The sequence below is a fragment of the Streptomyces sp. NPDC020379 genome (genome assembly GCF_044387105.1).
Classification (GTDB): Bacteria; Actinomycetota; Actinomycetes; order Streptomycetales; family Streptomycetaceae; genus Streptomyces.
Genome location: NZ_JBIRVR010000017.1, coordinates 134,729 through 152,510 on the forward strand (window position 1 = coordinate 134,729; position 17,782 = coordinate 152,510).

A 17,782-nucleotide genomic window follows, 5' to 3' on the forward strand; every position below is an offset into this window, starting at 1 on the left:
TCTACGCGACTTACTTTCCGTTGCGGCTGTCGTACTGCTCGTACGCGTCGACAATACGGCCGACCAGCTTGTGCCGGACCACGTCGTTGCTGGTGAGCCGCGAGAAGTGGACGTCCTCCACGCCTTCGAGGATCTCCTGCACCTGCCGCAGACCGCTCTTGGTGCCGCCCGGGAGGTCGACCTGGGTGATGTCACCGGTGATGACGATCTTCGAGTCGAAGCCGAGGCGGGTGAGGAACATCTTCATCTGCTCGGGGCTGGTGTTCTGGGCCTCGTCCAGGATGATGAAGGCGTCGTTCAACGTCCTTCCACGCATATATGCGAGCGGCGCCACCTCGATCGTGCCCGCCGCCATCAGACGGGGGATCGAGTCGGGGTCGAGCATGTCGTGCAGCGCGTCGTAGAGCGGGCGCAGATACGGGTCGATCTTCTCGTAGAGCGTGCCGGGCAGGAAGCCGAGGCGCTCGCCGGCCTCGACGGCCGGTCGGGTCAGGATGATCCGGTTGACCTGCTTGGACTGCAGGGCCTGGACCGCCTTGGCCATGGCCAGATAGGTCTTTCCGGTGCCCGCGGGGCCGATGCCGAAGACGACCGTGTGCTTGTCGATGGCGTCGACGTAGCGCTTCTGGTTGAGCGTCTTGGGACGGATGGTGCGGCCCCGGCTGGAGAGGATGTTCTGCGTGAGGACCTCGGCGGGGGTCTCCTCCGCGCCCGTCCCCCCGGCTTCGTCGCGCAGCATGGCGATCGAGCGTTCCACCGCGTCCTCCGTCATCGGCTGTCCGGTGCGGAGCACCAGCATCATCTCGTCGAACAAGCGCTGCACGAGGGCAACTTCCCGCGGCTCCCCGGTGGCGCTTACCTCGTTGCCCCGCACGTGTATGTCCGTGCCGGGGAACGCCTTCTCGATCACGCGCAGGAGCGAGTCCCCGGAGCCCAGGACCGTCACCATGGGGTGCTTGGCGGGGACGGTGAACCGGGCGGTCGCCTGCGGCTGTGTGGGTGTCTGAGTCATGGGCCGGCTCTGGGGCCTGCTCATCCCTCTTTCCGTGTCCGTCTGGGTCTGACTGCTGTGTCTTCAGGGTACGTCGGGGGACCGACAGGTCAGAGGGGATTTACGGCTGGCGGAAGCCCAGCGTGGGCACCGCCCGGCGCAGCGGCCAGGGCCGGGCCGCCGCGGGCAGGACACCGTCGAGGAAGGCGTAGCGGCGCAGGGCGGCCGGGGGCTGGTCGTCGAAGGACCGCGCGTGCTTCCACCAGGCGGCGATCTCCACCCAGCCGGGCGCGGACAGTGACCCTCCGAATTCCTGTACGGACAGGGCGGCGGTCAGGCCCGCGAAGGCGAGGCGGTCGGCGAGTGGCCAGCCCGCGAGGGTGCCGGTGACGAAGCCCGCGACGAAGACGTCGCCCGCGCCGGTGGGGTCGAGCGCCTCGACCGCGATGGCGGGCACCTCGGCGCTCTCGCCCGTGGCGCTGTCCACGGCGTACGCGCCCCTCTCCCCCATGGTGACGACGGCGACCGGCACCTTCTCGGCCAGCGCGCGGGCGGCGGCGCGCGGGCAGTCCGTGCGGGTGTAGCGCATGGCCTCCTCGGCGTTGGGCAGGAACGCCTCGCAGTGCTCCAGGTCGGCGAGGTCGGCGGGGTCCCAGCGGCCGGTCTCGTCCCAGCCGACGTCGGCGAAGACCCGGCTGCCCCGGCGGGCGGCGCTCGCGATCCACTCCTCCTGCCGGCCGGGCACCAGGAGGGCGACGGCGGCGCGGGCCGGGGGCGGGCACTCGGGGGCGGGCTCCTCGGGCGGCGGCGCCTCGTGCCCGTGGGAGACCATCGTCCGCTCGCCCTCGTAGGCCATGGAGACGGTGACCGGGGAGTGCCAGCCGGGGACCTTGCGGGAGAGGCCGAGGTCGATGCCCTCACCGCGGGAGAGGGCTTCCCAGCAGTATTCGCCGTACATGTCGTCGCCGAAGGCGGCGGCGAGCGAGGTGCGCAGGCCCAGCCGGGCGAGGGCGGTGGCCATGTTGGCGATGCCGCCGGGGCTCGATCCCATCCCGCGCGCCCAGGACTCGGTGCCGCGCACGGGGGCGGAGTCCAGGCCGGTGAAGATGATGTCGAGGAAGACCGTGCCGGTCAGATAGACGTCGGTCTCCGGATCGCCCGCGGCCCGCACCTCCGCGAGCGGGTCGAGGACGGGCACGGCCGTTCCGGCGAACTCGTGCGCGCACCCACCCCCCTGCAAGCGCTCGCCGGGGAAAGCCGACTGCGGTGCCGCATGAGGCGAAATGATCGTCATGCTTGCTCGCTGCTCCTCTCACGGGTGCGGGTCCGGACAGTCTGCCCGATGCTGCGATACGTTCCGTTCCATGAGGCTGACGATTCTCGGCGGTGGCGGTTTCCGGGTGCCCCTGGTGCACCGGGCCCTGTTGGACGACGCGCGGCGCGGCACTCCCGGACGCTGCACAGAACTCGTGCTCTACGACACCGACTCCATGAGACTGCGGGTGATCGCGTCCGTGCTGGCGGCACAGGCGAAGGACGTGCCGGACGCCCCGGCCGTGCGCATCGCCCGCGGCCTGGACGAGGCGCTGCGCGGCGCGGACTTCGTCTTCTCCGCGATCCGGGTGGGCGGCACCGCGGGACGCGTACGGGACGAGCGGATCGCCCTCGGCGAGGGCGTGCTGGGCCAGGAGACGGTGGGCGCGGGCGGTGTGCTCTACGGACTGCGCACGATCCCCGTGGCCCTGCACATCGCCGAGCGGGTGGCGGCGGTCGCCCCCGACGCGTGGGTCATCAACTTCACCAATCCGGCGGGCATGGTCACCCAGGCGATGGCACAGGTCCTGGGCGAACGGGTCATCGGGATCTGCGATTCACCCGTGGGGCTGGTGCGCCGCGCGGCGCACGCCGCGGGGGTCGACCCCGATCTGGTGACCTGCGACTACGTGGGGCTCAACCACCTCGGCTGGCTGCGCTCGTTGAAGGTGGACGGCAAGGATCTCCTTCCTGGACTCCTGGCGAACGAGACGGCGCTCGGCTCCTTCGAGGAGGGCAAGCTCTTCGGCGCGCCGCTGCTCCAGGCCCTGGGCGCGTTGCCCAACGAATATCTGCACTATTACTACTACCGTCGTGAGACCTTGCGTTCGGTCCTGGAGGCGGTCGAGACCCGCGGCGAGTTCCTCGACCAGCAGCAGGGCGGTTTCTTCCACGAGGCGGCCGCGTCACCCGACCAGGCGTACCGCCTGTGGGAGCGCACCCGGCTGCGCCGCGAGGAGACCTACATGGCCGAGAGCCGGGCCGCGAGCGGCGGCTGGCAGCGCGACTCGTGCGACCTGGAGGGCGGCGGCTACGACCAGGTGGCGCTCGCCCTGATGCGGGCGGTCTCCCGGGACGAGCGCACGCGCCTGATCCTCAACGTGCCCAACGGGACGACCGTTCCGGCGCTGGACCCGGACGCGATCATCGAGACGGTCTGCGAGGTGGGCGCCGACGGCGCGAGACCGCTGCCGTGCGCCCCGCTGAGCGAGGACCAACTCGGGCTGATGCTCCAGCTCAAGGCCGTCGAACGGGCGGCCATCCAGGCGGCCGTACGGCAGGACCGTACGGCCGCTCTCCGCGCTCTGGTGCTGCACCCGCTGGTCGACTCCCCGGCGGCCGCGGCGCGCATCCTGGACCGCGCGGCGGAGAGCGCGAGGGCGAACGGCTGGGGCTCGGCGGCCCTGCGGCAGGAGACCACTGCGGTCTGAGACGGCGGGTGCCGGGCCTCGCCCGGGGCCCGCCGTCCGAGTGTGGGGTATCTCCGCGCGTAGAAATGTCACGTCGCATTCCCTTGACCGAGGACCGCCAAACCTCTAGTTTCGCGCTGCACCCACCCTGCTCACCTGGAGTCTTCGTGCAGCCCTCCCTCACGTCCAAGCGCAAGCGCGTCCGCATCGCCGCGGTCACCGCGGCCGTCGCCGTCGGCACCGGCCTCTACGCCGCGGGCGCGGCCACCGCCGACCACTCCGCTCCGCGCACGGACAAGGAGATCCCGAACCTCACCAAGGTCACCGACAAGATCAAGGCGTACTACGGCGACACCGTGGACAAGAAGGGCCAGCACTACGCCTCGCCCGACAGCAACTACGCCAAGCAGCTCGCGGACATCCAGAAGAAGGCCAAGGCCCAGCTGGAGCACGTCGTCAAGAACAAGTCCGGCAAGAAGGGCGCCAAGCCCGCCATCGTGCTGGACGTCGACGACACCACCCTGCTGACCTACAACTACGAGCTCCAGCAGGGCTTCAACTTCACGCCCGCCTCGCAGGACGCCTACCTGAAGTCCACGGACATGGCCCCCGTCTTCGGCATGCCGCAGCTCGTCAACTGGGCGCAGTCCAAGGGCATCACGGTCTTCTACGTCACCGGCCGCGACGAGCACCAGCGCGACTGGAGCGTCCGCAACCTCAAGAACGCGGGCTACAAGCCGGCCGCCGACCCCGCGCACTTCTTCCTGAAGAACAAGAAGACGCCGCCGGCGTACCTGCCGTGCGGTGCCTCCTGCACGACGGTGCAGTACAAGTCGGGCACCCGCAAGCACATCGAGTCCGAGGGCTACGAGATCGTGGCCAACTTCGGTGACCAGTACAGCGATCTGTCGGGTGGTTACGCGAAGCGTACGTACAAGCTGCCGAACCCGATGTACTTCCTGCCGTAGCGGGGGTTCTCGTTCCCCAGCCCCGCCCCTTCCCGACTGGGGCGCGTGCCCCAGGCCCCCGGCTGCCGGTCCGTTGCCGCGTGTTGCGGGGGTCTGGGGGCTTGCCCCCAGCTTCGGGAAGGGGCGGGGCAGGGGAACAAAGCCCGCCGCAGGCGCCGCCCGGGGCGTGCCCCAGTGCAGCAAAGGGGCGGGACTGAGGCAATCACGCCCGCCGCGGCACCGGCACCCGCATCAGATCCCGCGCAACCGTGATCTCCCCCGCGAACCCCGTCCCCCGAGCCTCCCGCTCGAACGCCGACGCATCGTCATACCGCTGCGAAAAATGCGTCAGCACAAGATGCCGCACCCCAGCAGCCGCGGCGACCGCCCCCGCCTGCCCCGCCGTCAGATGCCCGTGGTCGACCGCCAGCGAGGCGTCCTCGTTCAGGAACGTCGACTCGATGACGAGCATGTCGCACCCCTCGGCCAGCGCGTACACCCCGTCGCACAGCCGCGTGTCCATCACGAAGGCGAACCGCTGCCCGCGCCGCACCTCGCTGACCTCGTCCAGGGTGACGCCGCCGAGCGCGCCGTCGCGCTGGAGGCGGCCCACGTCGGGGCCGGTGATGCCGTGCGCCGCGAGCAGGTGGGGCAGCATGCGCCGGCCGTCGGGCTCGGTGAGGCGATAGCCGTAGGACTCGACGGGGTGCGAGAGGCGGCGCGCCTCAAGGACGTACGACGGGGTCTCGGCCAGCACCGCGCCCTCGCCGGACACCGGCTCCTCGCGCAGCTTCACCGTCTCGCGGTAGGCCGTGGCATACCGCAGCCGGTCGAAGAAGCGCTGCCCGCTGCGCGGATAGTGCGCCGTGACCGGGTGCGGCACGCGGTCGAGGTTGATGCGCTGGACGACGCCGGCGAGCCCGAGCGAGTGATCACCGTGGAAGTGGGTGACACAGATCCGGTCGAGGTCGTGCGCGGCCACTCCCGCCCGCAGCATCTGCCGCTGCGTCCCCTCGCCGGGGTCGAAGAGCAGTCCCTCGCCGTCCCAGCGCAGGACGTAGCCGTTGTGGTTCCGGTGCCGCGTGGGCACCTGGCTGGCGGTGCCCAGGACGACGAGTTCGCGTACGGACAAGGGAGTCGCTCCGCTCTAGCCGGGAGGCCAGTTGAGGGAACGGCCGCCGAGCACATGGGCGTGGGCGTGGAAGACGGTCTGCCCCGCGCCCGCGCCGGTGTTGAAGACGATCCGGAAGCCCGTCTCCTTGATGCCGGTCTTGGCGGCCACTTCCTCCGCCGCGCACAGTATGTCGGCGGCGACCCGCGGCTCCGCGGCGGCCAGGGAGGCGGCGTCGGGGTAGTGCACCTTGGGGATGACCAGGACGTGGGTGGGCGCCTGAGGGTTGATGTCCTGGAACGCGACCGTCGTGTCCGTCTCCCGGACGACGGTCGCCGGTACCTTCCCCGAGGCAATCTTGCAGAACAGGCAGTCGGCCTGCGGTTCTCCCGCCACCGGTGGCTCCTTGGGATCTCGACGGCTGATACCCAGCGGATATTACCGGGGCGCCTGCCGGTGCTTCGTCCTGGCCGCGAAGGCCATGCACGCCCCCAGGCCGCCCAGGGCGCTGATGTTGAAGACGCCGAACAGCCACTGGGGGTCCAGGCGGACCGTCAGGAGCAGGGTCGAGATCAGGGTGCACCACGCCGCGCCCAGGGCGATCGCGCGGAGGGAGACGCTGCGGCGCGGCAGTTGCGTCACAAAGCCGCGGAGGCGCGCCGGCACCTTGTGCCGGACCCACAGGAGGCTGCCCGTCCAGACCGCGGCCATCGCGGCGATCCCGGCGAGCCGGGCGGCGAGCGGGATGGCCGGGGGCAGCCCGCGGCCGGGCTCGGAGGTGTCGGTGACGATCATCGTGAAGATGGCGATGACGAAGCACGCGAGGGCCGGCCAGCACGCGCGGCGCATCAGCTTGCCGGTGATGAGCTGGAGGTTGTGGTGGGCGTGCCAGGAGTTCGGGTCGGCGGCGAGCGCCTCGGAGAGATAGCCCAGGGCGTCGTAGAGATCGCCCTGGGGCTGCTCGATGACGAGGGCCGCGAGGTTGTTGCGGGCGTCGCCGTTCCCGGGGTCGATGGTGAGCACGTGGCGCATCGCCTGCTCGCAGATGTCCTTGCGCCCCATGTCGTGCGCCACGAGATAGAGCGCGAAGTGCGCGTCGATCAGCTCGGGCCGCAGCCGGATCGCGTCCAGCGCCGCGTCGTACGCCTCGGCGCGCCCCTCGCCGCCGGGCATCAGCCGCAGCGCCTTCGACAGCACGACCCTCGGGACCGGTTCCTCCGGGAGCAGCCGCACGCCCTCGCGGGCGGAGTCCACGGCTTCGTACGACAGGCCGACGAAGCGGAGGGCCTCGCTGCGGCGCAGATGGGCGTCCGCCTCCTCGGGGTTCGCGGCCAGGGCCCGGTCGGCGGCCTGGATGGCGCCCCGGTAGTCCTCCGCCCGGATCCGGCAGGCGGCGAAGCGCTCCCAGGCACGCGAGTCCTCGGGCTCCTGCGCCAGGTGCTGTACGAGCAGCTCCTGGGCCTGGTCGGTGCGGCCTATGTCCATGAGGGCCATGGCGCGGGTCACCAGGCCGGGGGTGGTCGTGCTCAAAGCATCTTCTTCCGCTTCAGGTACGCGAGCAGCTCGTCGTAGGCACCGCCCTCGTTCGCGAACTGCGCGACGTTGCGCGCCGAGGCGAACCACGGGCCCGTCGAGGGGCGCACATGGTCGAGCGCGCCGAGCAGGTCGGACATCTCGATCATGCGGGCCCGGCCGGTCCGTACGGAGTCCAGCAGCGCGCGCTCCGCGGCGGACTCGCACAGGTGCTGGAGGTCCGCGCCCGAGAACCCGTCGGTCCGCTTGGCCAGCTTGGCCAGGTCGATGCCCGCGACGGGCCGGTCCTTGAGGTGGTGGTGGAGGATGCCCTCGCGGGCGGGCTGGTCGGGCGGCAGGACGAGCAGCATCCGGTCGAGGCGGCCCGGCCGGCGCAGCGCGGTGTCGACGTCCCACGGGTGGTTGGTGGCGGCGAGCACGAAGACGCCCTCGTTGGCGCTGCCGTTGACGCCGTCGAGCTCGGTGAGGAGCTGGTTGACGGTGTTGCGCATGCCCGTGTGCCGGATCTGGCTGCGCTTGGCGCCCAGGGCGTCGATCTCGTCGAGGAAGAGCACGCACGGGGCGTTGCGCCGGGCCGTCTCGAAGAGCTGGCGCAGGTTGCGCTCGGAGTTGCCGATCCACATGTCGAGGACGTCGCTGATGCTCACCGACATGAAGCGGGCGCCGAGCTCTCCCGCCACGGCGCGCGCGATGTACGTCTTGCCGCAGCCGGGCGGCCCGTACATCAGCAGGCCGCCGCGCAGGCTCTTGCCGTACAGCTTGCGCAGCTCGGGGTTGCGCATGGGCGCGAGGAACGCCGCCTCCAGGCGGTCCTTGACCTCGTGCATCCCGCCGACGTCCGCGAGCTTGACACTGCCGGTCTCGACCTCCCACAGGGACCCGTCGTCCGCGTCGTCGCCGTCGGCGGCGAGCGGCGGGTGCGGCTCCTCTGGCTGCACGAAGGCGGGCGGTACGACGTCGGAGAGCTCGTTCTCGGCGCGCTTCCAGTCGTACGAGGTGGGGGCAGGCGCGGGCGCGGACACGACGGCCGGGGGCGCGACGGCGCGGGCCATCAGCGTCTGCGCCTCGGTGTTGCCGGGATCGCGCTGCAACGCGGCGGCGACATGGGCGATGGCGTCCTGACCGAGTCCCGCGTCGAGCAGAAGCTGGGCGAGATGCAGACGCAGGGGCACGTCGTCGGGGGCGGCTTCGACAGCCGTACGCAGACTCATGATGAGCGGTGACTCGGACATGGCAACAGGGTATGCCGGGGCGGTGACACGCTTCATTTCAGGCCGTGGGGGAATGTGTTTCAGCCTGTTGGGGGTTGGAGACGGAGCCCGGATCCGGGTGCGAACTCAGCCCGTCCGGCGTTTGAGGACAACGCGCGAAGCGTGTTGCTGGGGGCCGGGGGCGCAGCCCCGGTTCCGGGGCGCGCAACGTTCTCGGGGGTCCGGGGGCTTGCCCCCCACGCGGCGGAGCCGCAGATCAGACGCGGCCGGGAAAGGGTGGGTAGGGGAAAAGCCCGCCGCAGGCGCAACGGCCCCGCACCCACCCCTTACTTCCCCGGCACAACCGACGGCACAGGCGGCCCCGACGGAGACACCCCCCGTCCGGAGGGCGCATGCGAAGGCGAACAACTCGGCGACCCCGAGCGATCCGCAGGCGGAGCAGGCGGCCCCCCGGACCCACCGGAAGACGGCCCGCCGGACCCATCGGACCCACCGGAAGACGCCCGAGAGCAGTCCCCCAGCACCGAAACCACAAAAACCGTCCGCCCGTCCACCTTCGCGGTCAACCGCCCCTTGACGCACGCATCACCGGAAATCCCCGTGACCCGCCCGAAAACGATGATCTTCCCCCCACCCCCCGTCCGCCCCTCGCAGTCGACCCCGACGGCCGGGACCGGCCGCGGCGACCCCTTGTCCGTGACGCCGGCGTCCTCCGCCTTTCCGGCACATGAGAGCCAGCGCACGTTATAGCCTTCGGCCTTCAGCTCGTCCGTGGCCCGTTTGCCCGTGGTGACGGCGACGGTGATCGCGTCGAGGCCGCCGTCGCCGGCCGGCTCGCAGCCGGTGAGGGCCAGCAGTGCCGGGCCCATGAGCGCCACGGCTCCCGCCGCGCTCAGCAACCGCCGGTCCCGAATGCGCCTCAATGCACCCATAGAGGGCAGCTTCCCACTCCCGGCCGCCGGGCGGAAGTGCGTCCGTCCAGACGTTGGCGAACCGTCAATTTCCTTTCACCGCCCATCAGTTCGGGGGGTCCGCTTTCATCCGTTCACCGTCGCGCCCGCGTCCACCGCCCGTACCCTCTCGTGCGAATGGGGAGCCATACGCGGGGGGACTTCGTTGCTCACGTCCGTTGTCGTCGGTGCCGTGTCCCTGACGTTGTTCTGGATGGCCGCGTTCACGCTGTGGTGGCAGATGCACGCGTGGCGCACACCGGAGACGCTCGCGGCGACCAGCTTCGAGCAGCCGAGCGGTGACACCGCCCTCAGCTTCTCGTTGCTGCTGCCCGCCCGGCACGAACAGGCCGTGCTGGAACCCACCGTCAGACGGCTGCTGGAGTCCACGCACACCCGGTTCGAGATCCTGGTGATCGTCGGGCACGACGACCCGGAGACCGCGGCGGTCGCCGAGCGCGTGGCGGCCGCGGCGCCCGGGCACGTACGCGTGATCGTCGACACCCACGCGAAGAAGAACAAGCCCAAGGCGCTGAACACGGCGCTCCCCCACTGCCTCGGCCATGTCGTCGGGGTCTTCGACGCCGAGGACCAGGTGCACCCGGCGCTGCTCGCGCACGTCGACCACGCCTTCCGCGCGACGGGGGCGGACGTGGTGCAGGGCGGCGTGCAGCTGATCAACTTCCACTCCAGCTGGTACAGCCTGCGCAACTGCCTGGAGTATTTCTTCTGGTTCCGAAGCCGCCTGCACCTGCACGCCCAGAAGGGGTTCATCCCGCTGGGCGGCAACACCGTCTTCGTCCGCACCGACGTGCTGCGCGAGGCCGGCGGCTGGGACCCCAACTGCCTTGCCGAGGACTGCGACCTGGGCGTACGGCTCTCCAGCAGGGGCCGGCGCGTGGTCGTGGCGTACGACTCCGAGATGGTCACCCGCGAGGAGACGCCGGACACCCTGCTGAGCCTGCTCAAGCAGCGCACCCGATGGAACCAGGGCTTCCTCCAGGTCTACCGCAAGCGGGACTGGCAGCGGCTGCCCACGTTCGGGCAGCGGATGCTGGCCCGCTACACCCTGATGACGCCGTTCATGCAGGCGTTCACCGGCGTCATCATCCCGCTCAACGTCGTGGTGACGTTCCTCCTGCACGTCCCCGTGCAGATCGCCGTGCTGACGTTCCTGCCGGCCGTCACCGCCTTCGTCACCTTCGTCTTCGAGGTCGTCGGACTGCACGACTTCGGTGTGCAGTACGGGCTGCGCGTGCGCCTGCGGCACTACTTCAAGCTGATCGCGGGCGGGCCCTGTTACCAGTTGCTGCTCGCCGGGGCCGCCCTCCGCGCGGTCTGGCGGGAGCAGCGGGGCCGCAACGAGTGGGAGCTGACCCAGCACGTAGGCGCGCATCTGATCCGAGAGGACGTCACTTCTTGACCCCGCTTGCCGCCTCCGCCCCGCCCGTCACCCCCTTCCGGCCGCCACCCGTCCTCCGGCGGCCGCACGTGGTCGTCAGACCGGTGCTGCGGCTGCGCCGGTCCGTGCCGGACCTGGCGCTGTGCGGGCTGCTGCTCGTCGTGATCGCTCTGGTGCAGGGCCGGAACATCATGGGCTATCCCTCACTGAGCGACGACGAGGGGACGTATCTCGCGCAGGCGTGGGCCGTCCAGCACGGCAAGGGGCTCACGCCGTACACGTATTGGTACGACCATCCGCCCCTGGGCTGGCTTCAGCTCGCGTTCCTGACGGCGGTGCCCTCGGTCGTCGCGCCGGAGCTGATGTCGGTCGCGCCGATGCGCTGCGCGATGCTGCTGGTGTCGGCGGCGAGCGCGGTGCTGGTCTATGCGCTGGGGCGGCGGCTCGGGCTGCAGCACTGGGCGGCGGGGCTGGCCATGGCGCTCTACGGCCTTTCGCCGCTGTCCGTCGTCTTCCAGCGGGAGATCTTCCTCGACAACATCGCCGTGATGTGGATGCTGCTGGCCTTCTGCCTGGCGGCCTCGCCGCGGCGGCATCTGTGGCACCACTTCGGGGCGGGCCTGGCGGCGGCGGTCGGCGTGCTGTCGAAGGAGACGATCCTGATCGTGCTGCCCGCGCTGCTGCTGACGCTGTGGCGCCACAGTCACCGGGCGACCCGTAAGTTCGCGGTCACGGGGGCGGTGCTGGCCTGCGTGCTGACCGGGCTGTCGTATCCGCTGTTCGCGCTGCTCAACCACGAGCTGCTGCCCGGGCCGGGCCATGTGTCGCTCATGGAGGGCATCACCTATCAGATGAGCCGGGCGGGTTCGGGCTTCCTGCTCTCCCCCGGTTCGGCTGCGCACCGCGTGCTGGACTCCTGGCTGTACTACGACCGGGCCCTGCCGCTGGGCGGGCTGCTCGCCGCGGTCCTGCTGCTGGTGTGCGTGCGCCGCTCGGTCACCGGCCGGGCGCTCGCGGGGCCCGCGGTGGCCGTGCTGCTGCTCGCGGCCGTGGCCCTGCGGCCGTCCGGCTATCTCCCGGCGATGTATGTCATCCAGGCGCTGCCTTTCCTCTCGCTGACCCTCGCCGGGGTGGCCGCGGCGGTCGCCTGCGCGCTGCTGCGCACGCGGCCCGGCTTCTGCCGCCGGTGGTATCCGGCGCGCTGGACGGCGGTCGTGCTGCTGGCCGCGGCGGCGGGCGCGTACGCCGGGCCGCGCTGGTACGCGGGCACGCGCACGGAGCTCACCGCCGACGTCAACCGCCCTTACCGCGCGGCCGTTTCCTGGCTGCGGGATCCGGACAAGGTGCCCGATCCGGGCCGTACGCGCGTGCTCACCGACGACGCGGTCTGGCTCGACCTGGTGCACGCCGGCTACGCGCCCCGTACCGGCGCGATCTGGTTCTACAAGGCGGATCTCGATCCGGCCGTGGCGAAGTCGCTGCCGCACGGCTGGCGGGATGTCGACTATGTCGTCACGACGCCGGCGGTCCGCCGCGACGCCCCGTCACTGCCCACGGTCGACGCCGCCCTCCGGCACTCCGCCCCCGTCGCCGCCTTCGGCAAGGGCCCGTCCCGGGTCGAGATCCGCCGGGTGGACCGGGTGACGGAGCGGTCCCGCTGACCGGACGGGAGAGCTGATCGAGTGGGAGTCCGCCGACGCCGAATCCCCCGCGGTCGGCGTCGGCAGCTCCACCTCTGCTGTCGAGCGTGACGAAGACGGCCTGGCCCCGCCATAGGAAGGTCTTCCTAGTCACATGACGAGACCGAAGCGGCGGGCCAGCGATACGGTGGAGACGCGGTTGTTGGTGCCGAGCTTCCGGTAGATCTTCTCCAGGTGCCGGTTGACCGTGTGCGGGGAGATGGTGAGGCGCCGGCCGATGCCCTCGGCGGTGAGGCCCTCGGCGAGCAGCCCGAGGACGGTGAGTTCGCGGGGCGTCAGCTCGTGGCTCTCGACCTGCCGTACGGCCCCGGTGGCCGCGGCCAGCGCGTCGCGCAGCCGCTGCTGCTCCCGCATGTTGCGGTGCGCGCTGACGAGCAGTGGCTGGATCCGCTGGGCGAATTCGAGCTCGCGCCGGCCGAAATCCCCCATGCGGCCGAGCGAGACGACGCGCAGGATCCCGGGCTCCCCCGGCAGCGGAAGCCCGAGCTGCTGAGTCGTGCCGTAGTCCCGGCGGGCCTCGGAGTACCACTGCGAGTGGCGCCACTTGTCACAGATGTCACTGACGATCGCCGGGCTCTGCCGCCCGGCGGCCAGGTACGAGATCATCGGGTGCCGCTGCGCCACCCGCCGCCGGATGACGTGCTCGGCCTCGGCCCCGATCGACCCCGGCGCCCACCCCAACGCCCGCCCGCTGCGCTGTGCGGTACGGACCTCGGCGAAGATCACCGTTCCGCAGTCGAAAGCGGTGCGGAGATGCTCGGATATCAGCCGCCCTGACGCCGCGGGGTCGTCGCTTTCGAGCACGGCGGCGACGAGGTCGAGCATGCGCTCGTAATCCTGAGTGTGGAGCTGCGACATCCTCCGAGCATGTCGTTCATGGCGGGGAGGGGGTGAGGCGGGGGGTACTTTTCGGCCATCCGGCCGGGGCCGATACCGGCACTGGCGCTCTCAGATCATCCCGTACGGGACCGTCTCGCGGACCGCGTCCGAGAGCTCCTCGAAAAGCGCGAGGCCGCCGCGCGGTCCGCTTCGTGGCGGTGCCGGGGTTTCGGGGTGATCCATTGCGGGAGGCCCGGCGGGCGCAGGGACGCGTAGTCGGTGAAGCGGCGGGTGTCACAGGTGTCGCAGCTCGACGCGCTTCCGTCGCGCGTCCATCCCGACCGGTGCGCGCAATGCCTCACCACGTGTCCCCGTTCAGGAGGTGGGCGTTCCGGAAGTGCCTGCGGACGGCGATCGTCGCTTCCTCGACGGCCCGCTGCGCGGCGCCGGACGCGACCACCTTGCGCCGTACGGCTTCCAGCCCGGCGCACTCGCCGCAGCCGACGGGCGACGCGCTCTTCCGCACCCGCCGCCCCTCGGGGTGCAGCTCGAACCACAGCACTTTGCCGCCCTCGTCGCCCCAGTCGCCTCCCCACGCGTTCGCGCACACCCGCACGAGCCACAGCCCCCGCCCGCCGTCGCCCTCCGGCCCGCCGCGCGCACCGGAGGCGGCCCCTCCGAAGAGCGCAGGAATCCTCGGACAGGTGTCCCACACGCTCACCCGCAGGTGATCCCCTTCCTCGCCGTCCACGCGCATGGAGGAGGGGCCTTCGGTGTGGACGTACGCGTTCGTGACCAGCTCGGATGCCAACAGCTCGGCGGTTTCGGCGAGTTCTGGCATGTCGTGCCCGTGAAGGACGGACCGGAGGGTGGCACGGGCGATTCCCGGGGCGCGGGGGTCGCGCGGCAGTTCGAGGGTGTACGTCCAGGGCTGCGGTTTGGCTACGGTTGCCATGGAAGTCTCCTGGCGGGAGGTGGAGTTGGATCACTTCGGCGCGCCTCGCGGTGCCGAGTGGCGTGGCTCACACGGTAGCGCGCTCCATGGACTACATTCCCCGTAATCCATGAGCAGTAGCCCATGAGACCCGATCGAGTGACAACAGCGCACTGTGTGCGAGCACCAAGAGGAGCACGATGCCGCCGAGCACACCTCTACCGACCGTACGAAAGCGCCGACTTGGAGCCGAGCTGCGAAGACTGCGGGAGCGGGCGGATCTGTCCGCGACGGAAGCGGCGGCTCGATTCGGCGTCACCCAATCGCGCATCAGCAATATCGAAGCCGGTCGGTACGGAGTGAGCGCGGACAGGGTGCGGGCGCTGGCGCGTACGTATGACTGCTCGGACCGGTCATTGGTCGAAGCCCTTGCCGCGATGACGGGCGAGCGCAAGCGCGGCTGGTGGGAGGAGTATCGGGAGCAGCTCCCGCAGAATTTGCTGGAGCTGTCCGAGATCGAACACCACGCCACCGCACTGCGCGTCACCCAGGCCATCACGGTCCCAGGCCTGTTGCAGACTCCGGAACACGCCCGCACGATCTTCCGCGAGTTCGTGCCCTCACTGCCACCGCATGCCGTGGAGTACCGCGTATCGCACCGCATCAAGCGGCAAATGATCCTCTTCCGCGACGAGCCTCCCCAGTACACGGCCATCATCCACGAGGCCGCACTGAGGATGCGGTTCGGAGGCCCGGAGACGGCTACCGCTCAGCTCGCGCATCTCATTTCCATGAGCGAGCGGCCCAACGTGACCGTCGTCGCCATCCCTTTCACAGCAGAGTCCTTCCCCGTTTCCGGACACGGGGTCGACTACTTCTACGGCGCGGTTCCCCAACTCGACACGGTCACCATCGACGCCGCCCACGGCGGACAACTCATCGACCTTGCCGCCAGCTTGGAGAGGTTCCGCGCCATGCTCGACCGTATGGAGGAGGTCGCGCTCAATCCCACCAAGTCACGCGACCTCATGCACCGCATCGCGAAAGAATCCTGAAAGGAAGAACCGTGATTCCGCTGCACTGGCAGAAATCCTCGTTCTGCGAGTCGGGCTCCACCTGCCTGCACCTGGCCACCACTCCCATCGGCAACATCCAACTCTGCGAGAGCGGCTTCCCCGGCACCGTCCTCACGACCACCCCTGACAGACTCCGCCCCCTCATAACCCGCATAAAGGAGGGCCTTGGGCGCATGCCCTGATCGCGAACTCGGGTTACGATCGCGGGATGCCCGCTCTTCTCCCCGTCATCTTCATAGCCGTCGGCCTGTGCGCGGTGGTCTTCGGTGTCATCCAGGCTTTCAACGTGCGCGGCACGGTGACCCGCCGAGTAGCGCGAAACCGCAAGAAGCTGGAACTCATTCACCAGGCGAGCGGCCGCCTCGACCCCGTCTTCGTCCCCTTCTTCGGGACTGCGGGCTACCTCCGGTTTCTGGGCGCCGTCCTGATCCCCGTGGGAGCCGTCATGGCTCTCGCGGGCAGCATGCTGCTGTTCCGTCCCTGAGGTGAACCCTCAGGACTGGTCCCACGTGACGATCGTCAGCACCTGGTCCGCGGGGCACGCGGCCATGCGGTCGGTGTGCAGCTTCACCTCGCGGGCGTTGTCATCGGGGACACCGTCGGCGAGCAGCGGCAGCACGTCGCCCGCGCGGGCGACGTGGCGGTTGGGACAGCCGCCGTGTGACACCTGCTCGGCCTTGCCGGCGGCCACGAGCTCCGTAAGCCAGTCCAGCCCGAAGCAACCGACTTCCCAGTAAGCCAGTTCCGCGTCCACGCGGTCACCGCCCGTGCCGCGTTCCCCTTGCTCCGGCGTCAGACCGTACACGGATATCGTCCAACCGAGCATGCGGCAAGCCCCTTCCGCGCACCCACCCCATCGGTGGCGAGCCAAGATCAACTGTAACGTCGCCTGCCGCCGGGCGGAAGACGGGGAGCGGCGGGCGACCGCGGTGGCAGCCCGGAAACATGCGTGCCCTCTCCCGTGCGCCGTGCGCCCGGCGGAGCCCCTTGCCAGGTCGCCATTCCGGGGGCGGGCGGATAATGGGGAGCGCCGGGCCCCAGCGGTGGCGGCCCGGCCCGGGTGACGGGACAGGCGGATGGGCGGCTCTCTACCCCTCGGCAAGATCTTCGGCGTTCCGCTGCGGATTCACTGGAGCGCGCCCGTACTGATCGTTCTCCTCGGCGCGGGACTGGCCGGCGGAACGCTGCCCGCCTGGGTCCCGGGGCGCTCCTCCGGCGTGTACGACGCGGCCGGGCTGGCCGGTGCCGTGCTGCTGACGGCGAGCTTGCTGCTGCACGAATCGGCGCACGCGGTGACCGCCCGCAGGGCCGGGATCAAGGTCGAGGACATCACCGTCTGGGGCCTGGGCGGGGTCACCCGGCTGGGGCGCGCCGCCACACCGCGCGTCCAGTTCCTCGTGTCCGCGGCCGGCCCGCTGACCAGCCTGATCCTGGGCGGCATCGTCCTGGCCGCCGGCTTCGGCGCCGGGCATGCGCTGCACTGGCCGCTGGTGTCGGCCGTGCTGGTCTGGGCGGGGTGGGCCAATCTGCTGCTGGGCGCGTTCAACCTGATCCCGGCCACGCCCCTGGACGGCGGGCGGATCCTGCAGGCGGCGCTGTGGTGGCGGGGCGGCGACCGGGCGCGGGCACAGCGCGTCGCCGGGCGCTGCGGCCAGGCGGCCGGGTTCCTGCTGGTCGTCGCCGGCTGGTTCGAGGTCGTGCGCGGGACGGGTCAGGGGCTGTGGCTGATGCTCATCGGCGGCTTCGTGAGCGTCTCGGCCGTCGCCGAGATCCGGCAGGCCGTGCTCGTGTCCGCGCTGGAGGGCGTACGGGTCGCGGACGTGATGACGCCGGAGCCGCTCGCCGGGCCCGACTGGCACACGGTGGACCGGTTCCTCACGGAGGTCATGGCGCGGACGGACCGCCGCGCGGTCCCGCTGTTCGACTTCGCGGGCCAGGCGAGCGGCCTGGCCGAGCGGCTGCGGCTCTCGATGGTGCCGGCGTCGCAACGAGGCGAGGTCCGCGTCCGGGACGTGGCCGTTCCGCTCGGCCAGTGCACGGTCGCCGCCCCGCCGGACGACCTGGTCGGGGTGCTGGAGCGGGCGACCCCGGCGGCACGGCTGGCGATCCTCGTGGTGGTCGACGGCCGTCTGGTCGGAACCGTCACGGGCGAGGACATCGCCCGCACGGCGCGCCGCCGTGAACAGGCACGCGGCTCGGTGACCTGAGGGCTTCCCCGGCTCCCCGTGGTCAGCCGAGGAACCGGCCGGCCTCCGGCCGCAGCGCGGGAGAGAGCTCGGCCGCCTTCGCGTCCGATGTCCTGCCGGACGAGTACGCGCAACTCCTCGACGCTCAGCGAGCCGATCGGCCGGCGCCGCAGCGCGTGCGCCGTCGCGACAAGGCGCG

Annotated in this window: 18 protein-coding genes; 8 read left to right on the forward strand and 10 right to left on the reverse strand. The window is 70.9% G+C overall.

Going from position 1 to position 17,782, the window contains the following annotated elements; genetic code table 11:
* Positions 1 to 10 precede the first annotated feature (10 nt).
* Both ACH427_RS22375 and ACH427_RS22380 read right to left on the reverse strand, forming a co-directional pair.
* A complete protein-coding gene (locus ACH427_RS22375; RefSeq protein WP_398871714.1) occupies positions 11 to 1,012 on the reverse strand; it encodes a PhoH family protein in 1,002 nt (333 codons plus the stop codon).
* A 100-nt stretch (positions 1,013 to 1,112) separates the two neighbouring features.
* Positions 1,113 to 2,285 carry a PfkB family carbohydrate kinase gene (locus tag ACH427_RS22380; protein WP_398871716.1) on the reverse strand — a complete coding sequence of 391 codons (1,173 nt, stop codon included), beginning with the start codon at positions 2,283 to 2,285 and terminating at the stop codon, positions 1,113 to 1,115.
* A 70-nt stretch (positions 2,286 to 2,355) separates the two neighbouring features.
* On the opposite strand from ACH427_RS22380, the gene ACH427_RS22385 reads away from it, so the two are divergent.
* Both ACH427_RS22385 and ACH427_RS22390 read left to right on the forward strand, forming a co-directional pair.
* Positions 2,356 to 3,735, forward strand: a complete 1,380-nt coding sequence (locus ACH427_RS22385) for a 6-phospho-beta-glucosidase (protein ID WP_398871718.1) — start codon at positions 2,356 to 2,358, stop codon at positions 3,733 to 3,735.
* A gap of 146 nt (positions 3,736 to 3,881) precedes the next feature.
* Positions 3,882 to 4,682, forward strand: coding sequence for an HAD family acid phosphatase (locus ACH427_RS22390; RefSeq protein ID WP_398871720.1), 801 nt, complete (start codon positions 3,882 to 3,884; stop codon positions 4,680 to 4,682).
* A 202-nt stretch (positions 4,683 to 4,884) separates the two neighbouring features.
* Here the strand turns inward: ACH427_RS22390 and ACH427_RS22395 are convergent, their stop codons facing one another.
* Genes ACH427_RS22395 through ACH427_RS22410 form a run of 4 tightly spaced genes read right to left on the reverse strand, consistent with a single transcriptional unit; the run spans position 4,885 to position 8,537 of the window.
* Entirely contained in the window at positions 4,885 to 5,793 is a 909-nt protein-coding gene (locus tag ACH427_RS22395) for a ribonuclease Z (protein WP_398871722.1), read from the reverse strand.
* 15 nt (positions 5,794 to 5,808) lie between these two features.
* Positions 5,809 to 6,168 (reverse strand): histidine triad nucleotide-binding protein, encoded by a 360-nt coding sequence (locus tag ACH427_RS22400; RefSeq protein ID WP_398871724.1) that lies wholly within the window; start codon positions 6,166 to 6,168, stop codon positions 5,809 to 5,811.
* Positions 6,169 to 6,210: 42 nt separating this feature from the next.
* The gene (locus tag ACH427_RS22405) at positions 6,211 to 7,302 is read right to left on the reverse strand and encodes a hypothetical protein (protein WP_398871726.1); all 1,092 of its coding nucleotides are present in this window, start codon (positions 7,300 to 7,302) and stop codon (positions 6,211 to 6,213) included.
* Entirely contained in the window at positions 7,299 to 8,537 is a 1,239-nt protein-coding gene (locus ACH427_RS22410) for an ATP-binding protein (protein ID WP_398871728.1), read from the reverse strand. The genes ACH427_RS22405 and ACH427_RS22410 overlap by 4 nt, the downstream gene beginning before the upstream one ends.
* Positions 8,538 to 9,632: 1,095 nt before the next feature.
* Between ACH427_RS22410 and ACH427_RS22415 the strand changes: the two genes are divergently transcribed.
* Together ACH427_RS22415 and ACH427_RS22420 are read left to right on the forward strand one after the other, a co-directional pair.
* Entirely contained in the window at positions 9,633 to 10,889 is a 1,257-nt protein-coding gene (locus ACH427_RS22415; protein ID WP_398871730.1) for a glycosyltransferase, read from the forward strand.
* Complete coding sequence (locus ACH427_RS22420; RefSeq protein ID WP_398871732.1) at positions 10,886 to 12,529, forward strand: ArnT family glycosyltransferase; 1,644 nt, start codon at positions 10,886 to 10,888, stop codon at positions 12,527 to 12,529. Before ACH427_RS22415 ends, ACH427_RS22420 begins: the two co-directional genes overlap by 4 nt.
* Positions 12,530 to 12,658: 129 nt before the next feature.
* Here the strand turns inward: ACH427_RS22420 and ACH427_RS22425 are convergent, their stop codons facing one another.
* From ACH427_RS22425 to ACH427_RS22435, 3 genes are all read right to left on the reverse strand, one after another.
* Positions 12,659 to 13,426 carry a response regulator transcription factor gene (locus tag ACH427_RS22425; RefSeq protein ID WP_398871734.1) on the reverse strand — a complete coding sequence of 256 codons (768 nt, stop codon included), beginning with the start codon at positions 13,424 to 13,426 and terminating at the stop codon, positions 12,659 to 12,661.
* 95 nt (positions 13,427 to 13,521) lie between these two features.
* On the reverse strand, positions 13,522 to 13,752 hold the full coding sequence (locus ACH427_RS22430) for a DUF6255 family natural product biosynthesis protein (protein WP_398871736.1): 231 nt from the start codon (positions 13,750 to 13,752) through the stop codon (positions 13,522 to 13,524).
* On the reverse strand, positions 13,746 to 14,342 hold the full coding sequence (locus tag ACH427_RS22435; RefSeq protein ID WP_398871738.1) for an ATP-binding protein: 597 nt from the start codon (positions 14,340 to 14,342) through the stop codon (positions 13,746 to 13,748). The genes ACH427_RS22430 and ACH427_RS22435 overlap by 7 nt, the downstream gene beginning before the upstream one ends.
* 179 nt (positions 14,343 to 14,521) lie before the next feature.
* On the opposite strand from ACH427_RS22435, the gene ACH427_RS22440 reads away from it, so the two are divergent.
* From ACH427_RS22440 to ACH427_RS22450, 3 genes are read left to right on the forward strand one after another with little or no spacing between them, the layout of a single operon-like run.
* Complete coding sequence (locus ACH427_RS22440; protein WP_398871740.1) at positions 14,522 to 15,376, forward strand: helix-turn-helix domain-containing protein; 855 nt, start codon at positions 14,522 to 14,524, stop codon at positions 15,374 to 15,376.
* A gap of 11 nt (positions 15,377 to 15,387) precedes the next feature.
* A complete protein-coding gene (locus ACH427_RS22445; protein ID WP_398871742.1) occupies positions 15,388 to 15,579 on the forward strand; it encodes a DUF397 domain-containing protein in 192 nt (63 codons plus the stop codon).
* Between the two features lie 26 nt (positions 15,580 to 15,605).
* The gene (locus ACH427_RS22450; protein ID WP_398871744.1) at positions 15,606 to 15,881 is read left to right on the forward strand and encodes a hypothetical protein; all 276 of its coding nucleotides are present in this window, start codon (positions 15,606 to 15,608) and stop codon (positions 15,879 to 15,881) included.
* A gap of 9 nt (positions 15,882 to 15,890) precedes the next feature.
* Here ACH427_RS22450 and ACH427_RS22455 read toward each other — a convergent pair whose 3' ends face one another.
* Positions 15,891 to 16,223 carry a hypothetical protein gene (locus tag ACH427_RS22455; RefSeq protein ID WP_398871746.1) on the reverse strand — a complete coding sequence of 111 codons (333 nt, stop codon included), beginning with the start codon at positions 16,221 to 16,223 and terminating at the stop codon, positions 15,891 to 15,893.
* 250 nt (positions 16,224 to 16,473) lie between these two features.
* Here ACH427_RS22455 and ACH427_RS22460 point away from each other — a divergent pair, with 250 nt between their 5' ends.
* Positions 16,474 to 17,604 carry a site-2 protease family protein gene (locus ACH427_RS22460; RefSeq protein ID WP_398871748.1) on the forward strand — a complete coding sequence of 377 codons (1,131 nt, stop codon included), beginning with the start codon at positions 16,474 to 16,476 and terminating at the stop codon, positions 17,602 to 17,604.
* The last annotated feature ends 178 nt before the right edge of the window (positions 17,605 to 17,782 follow it).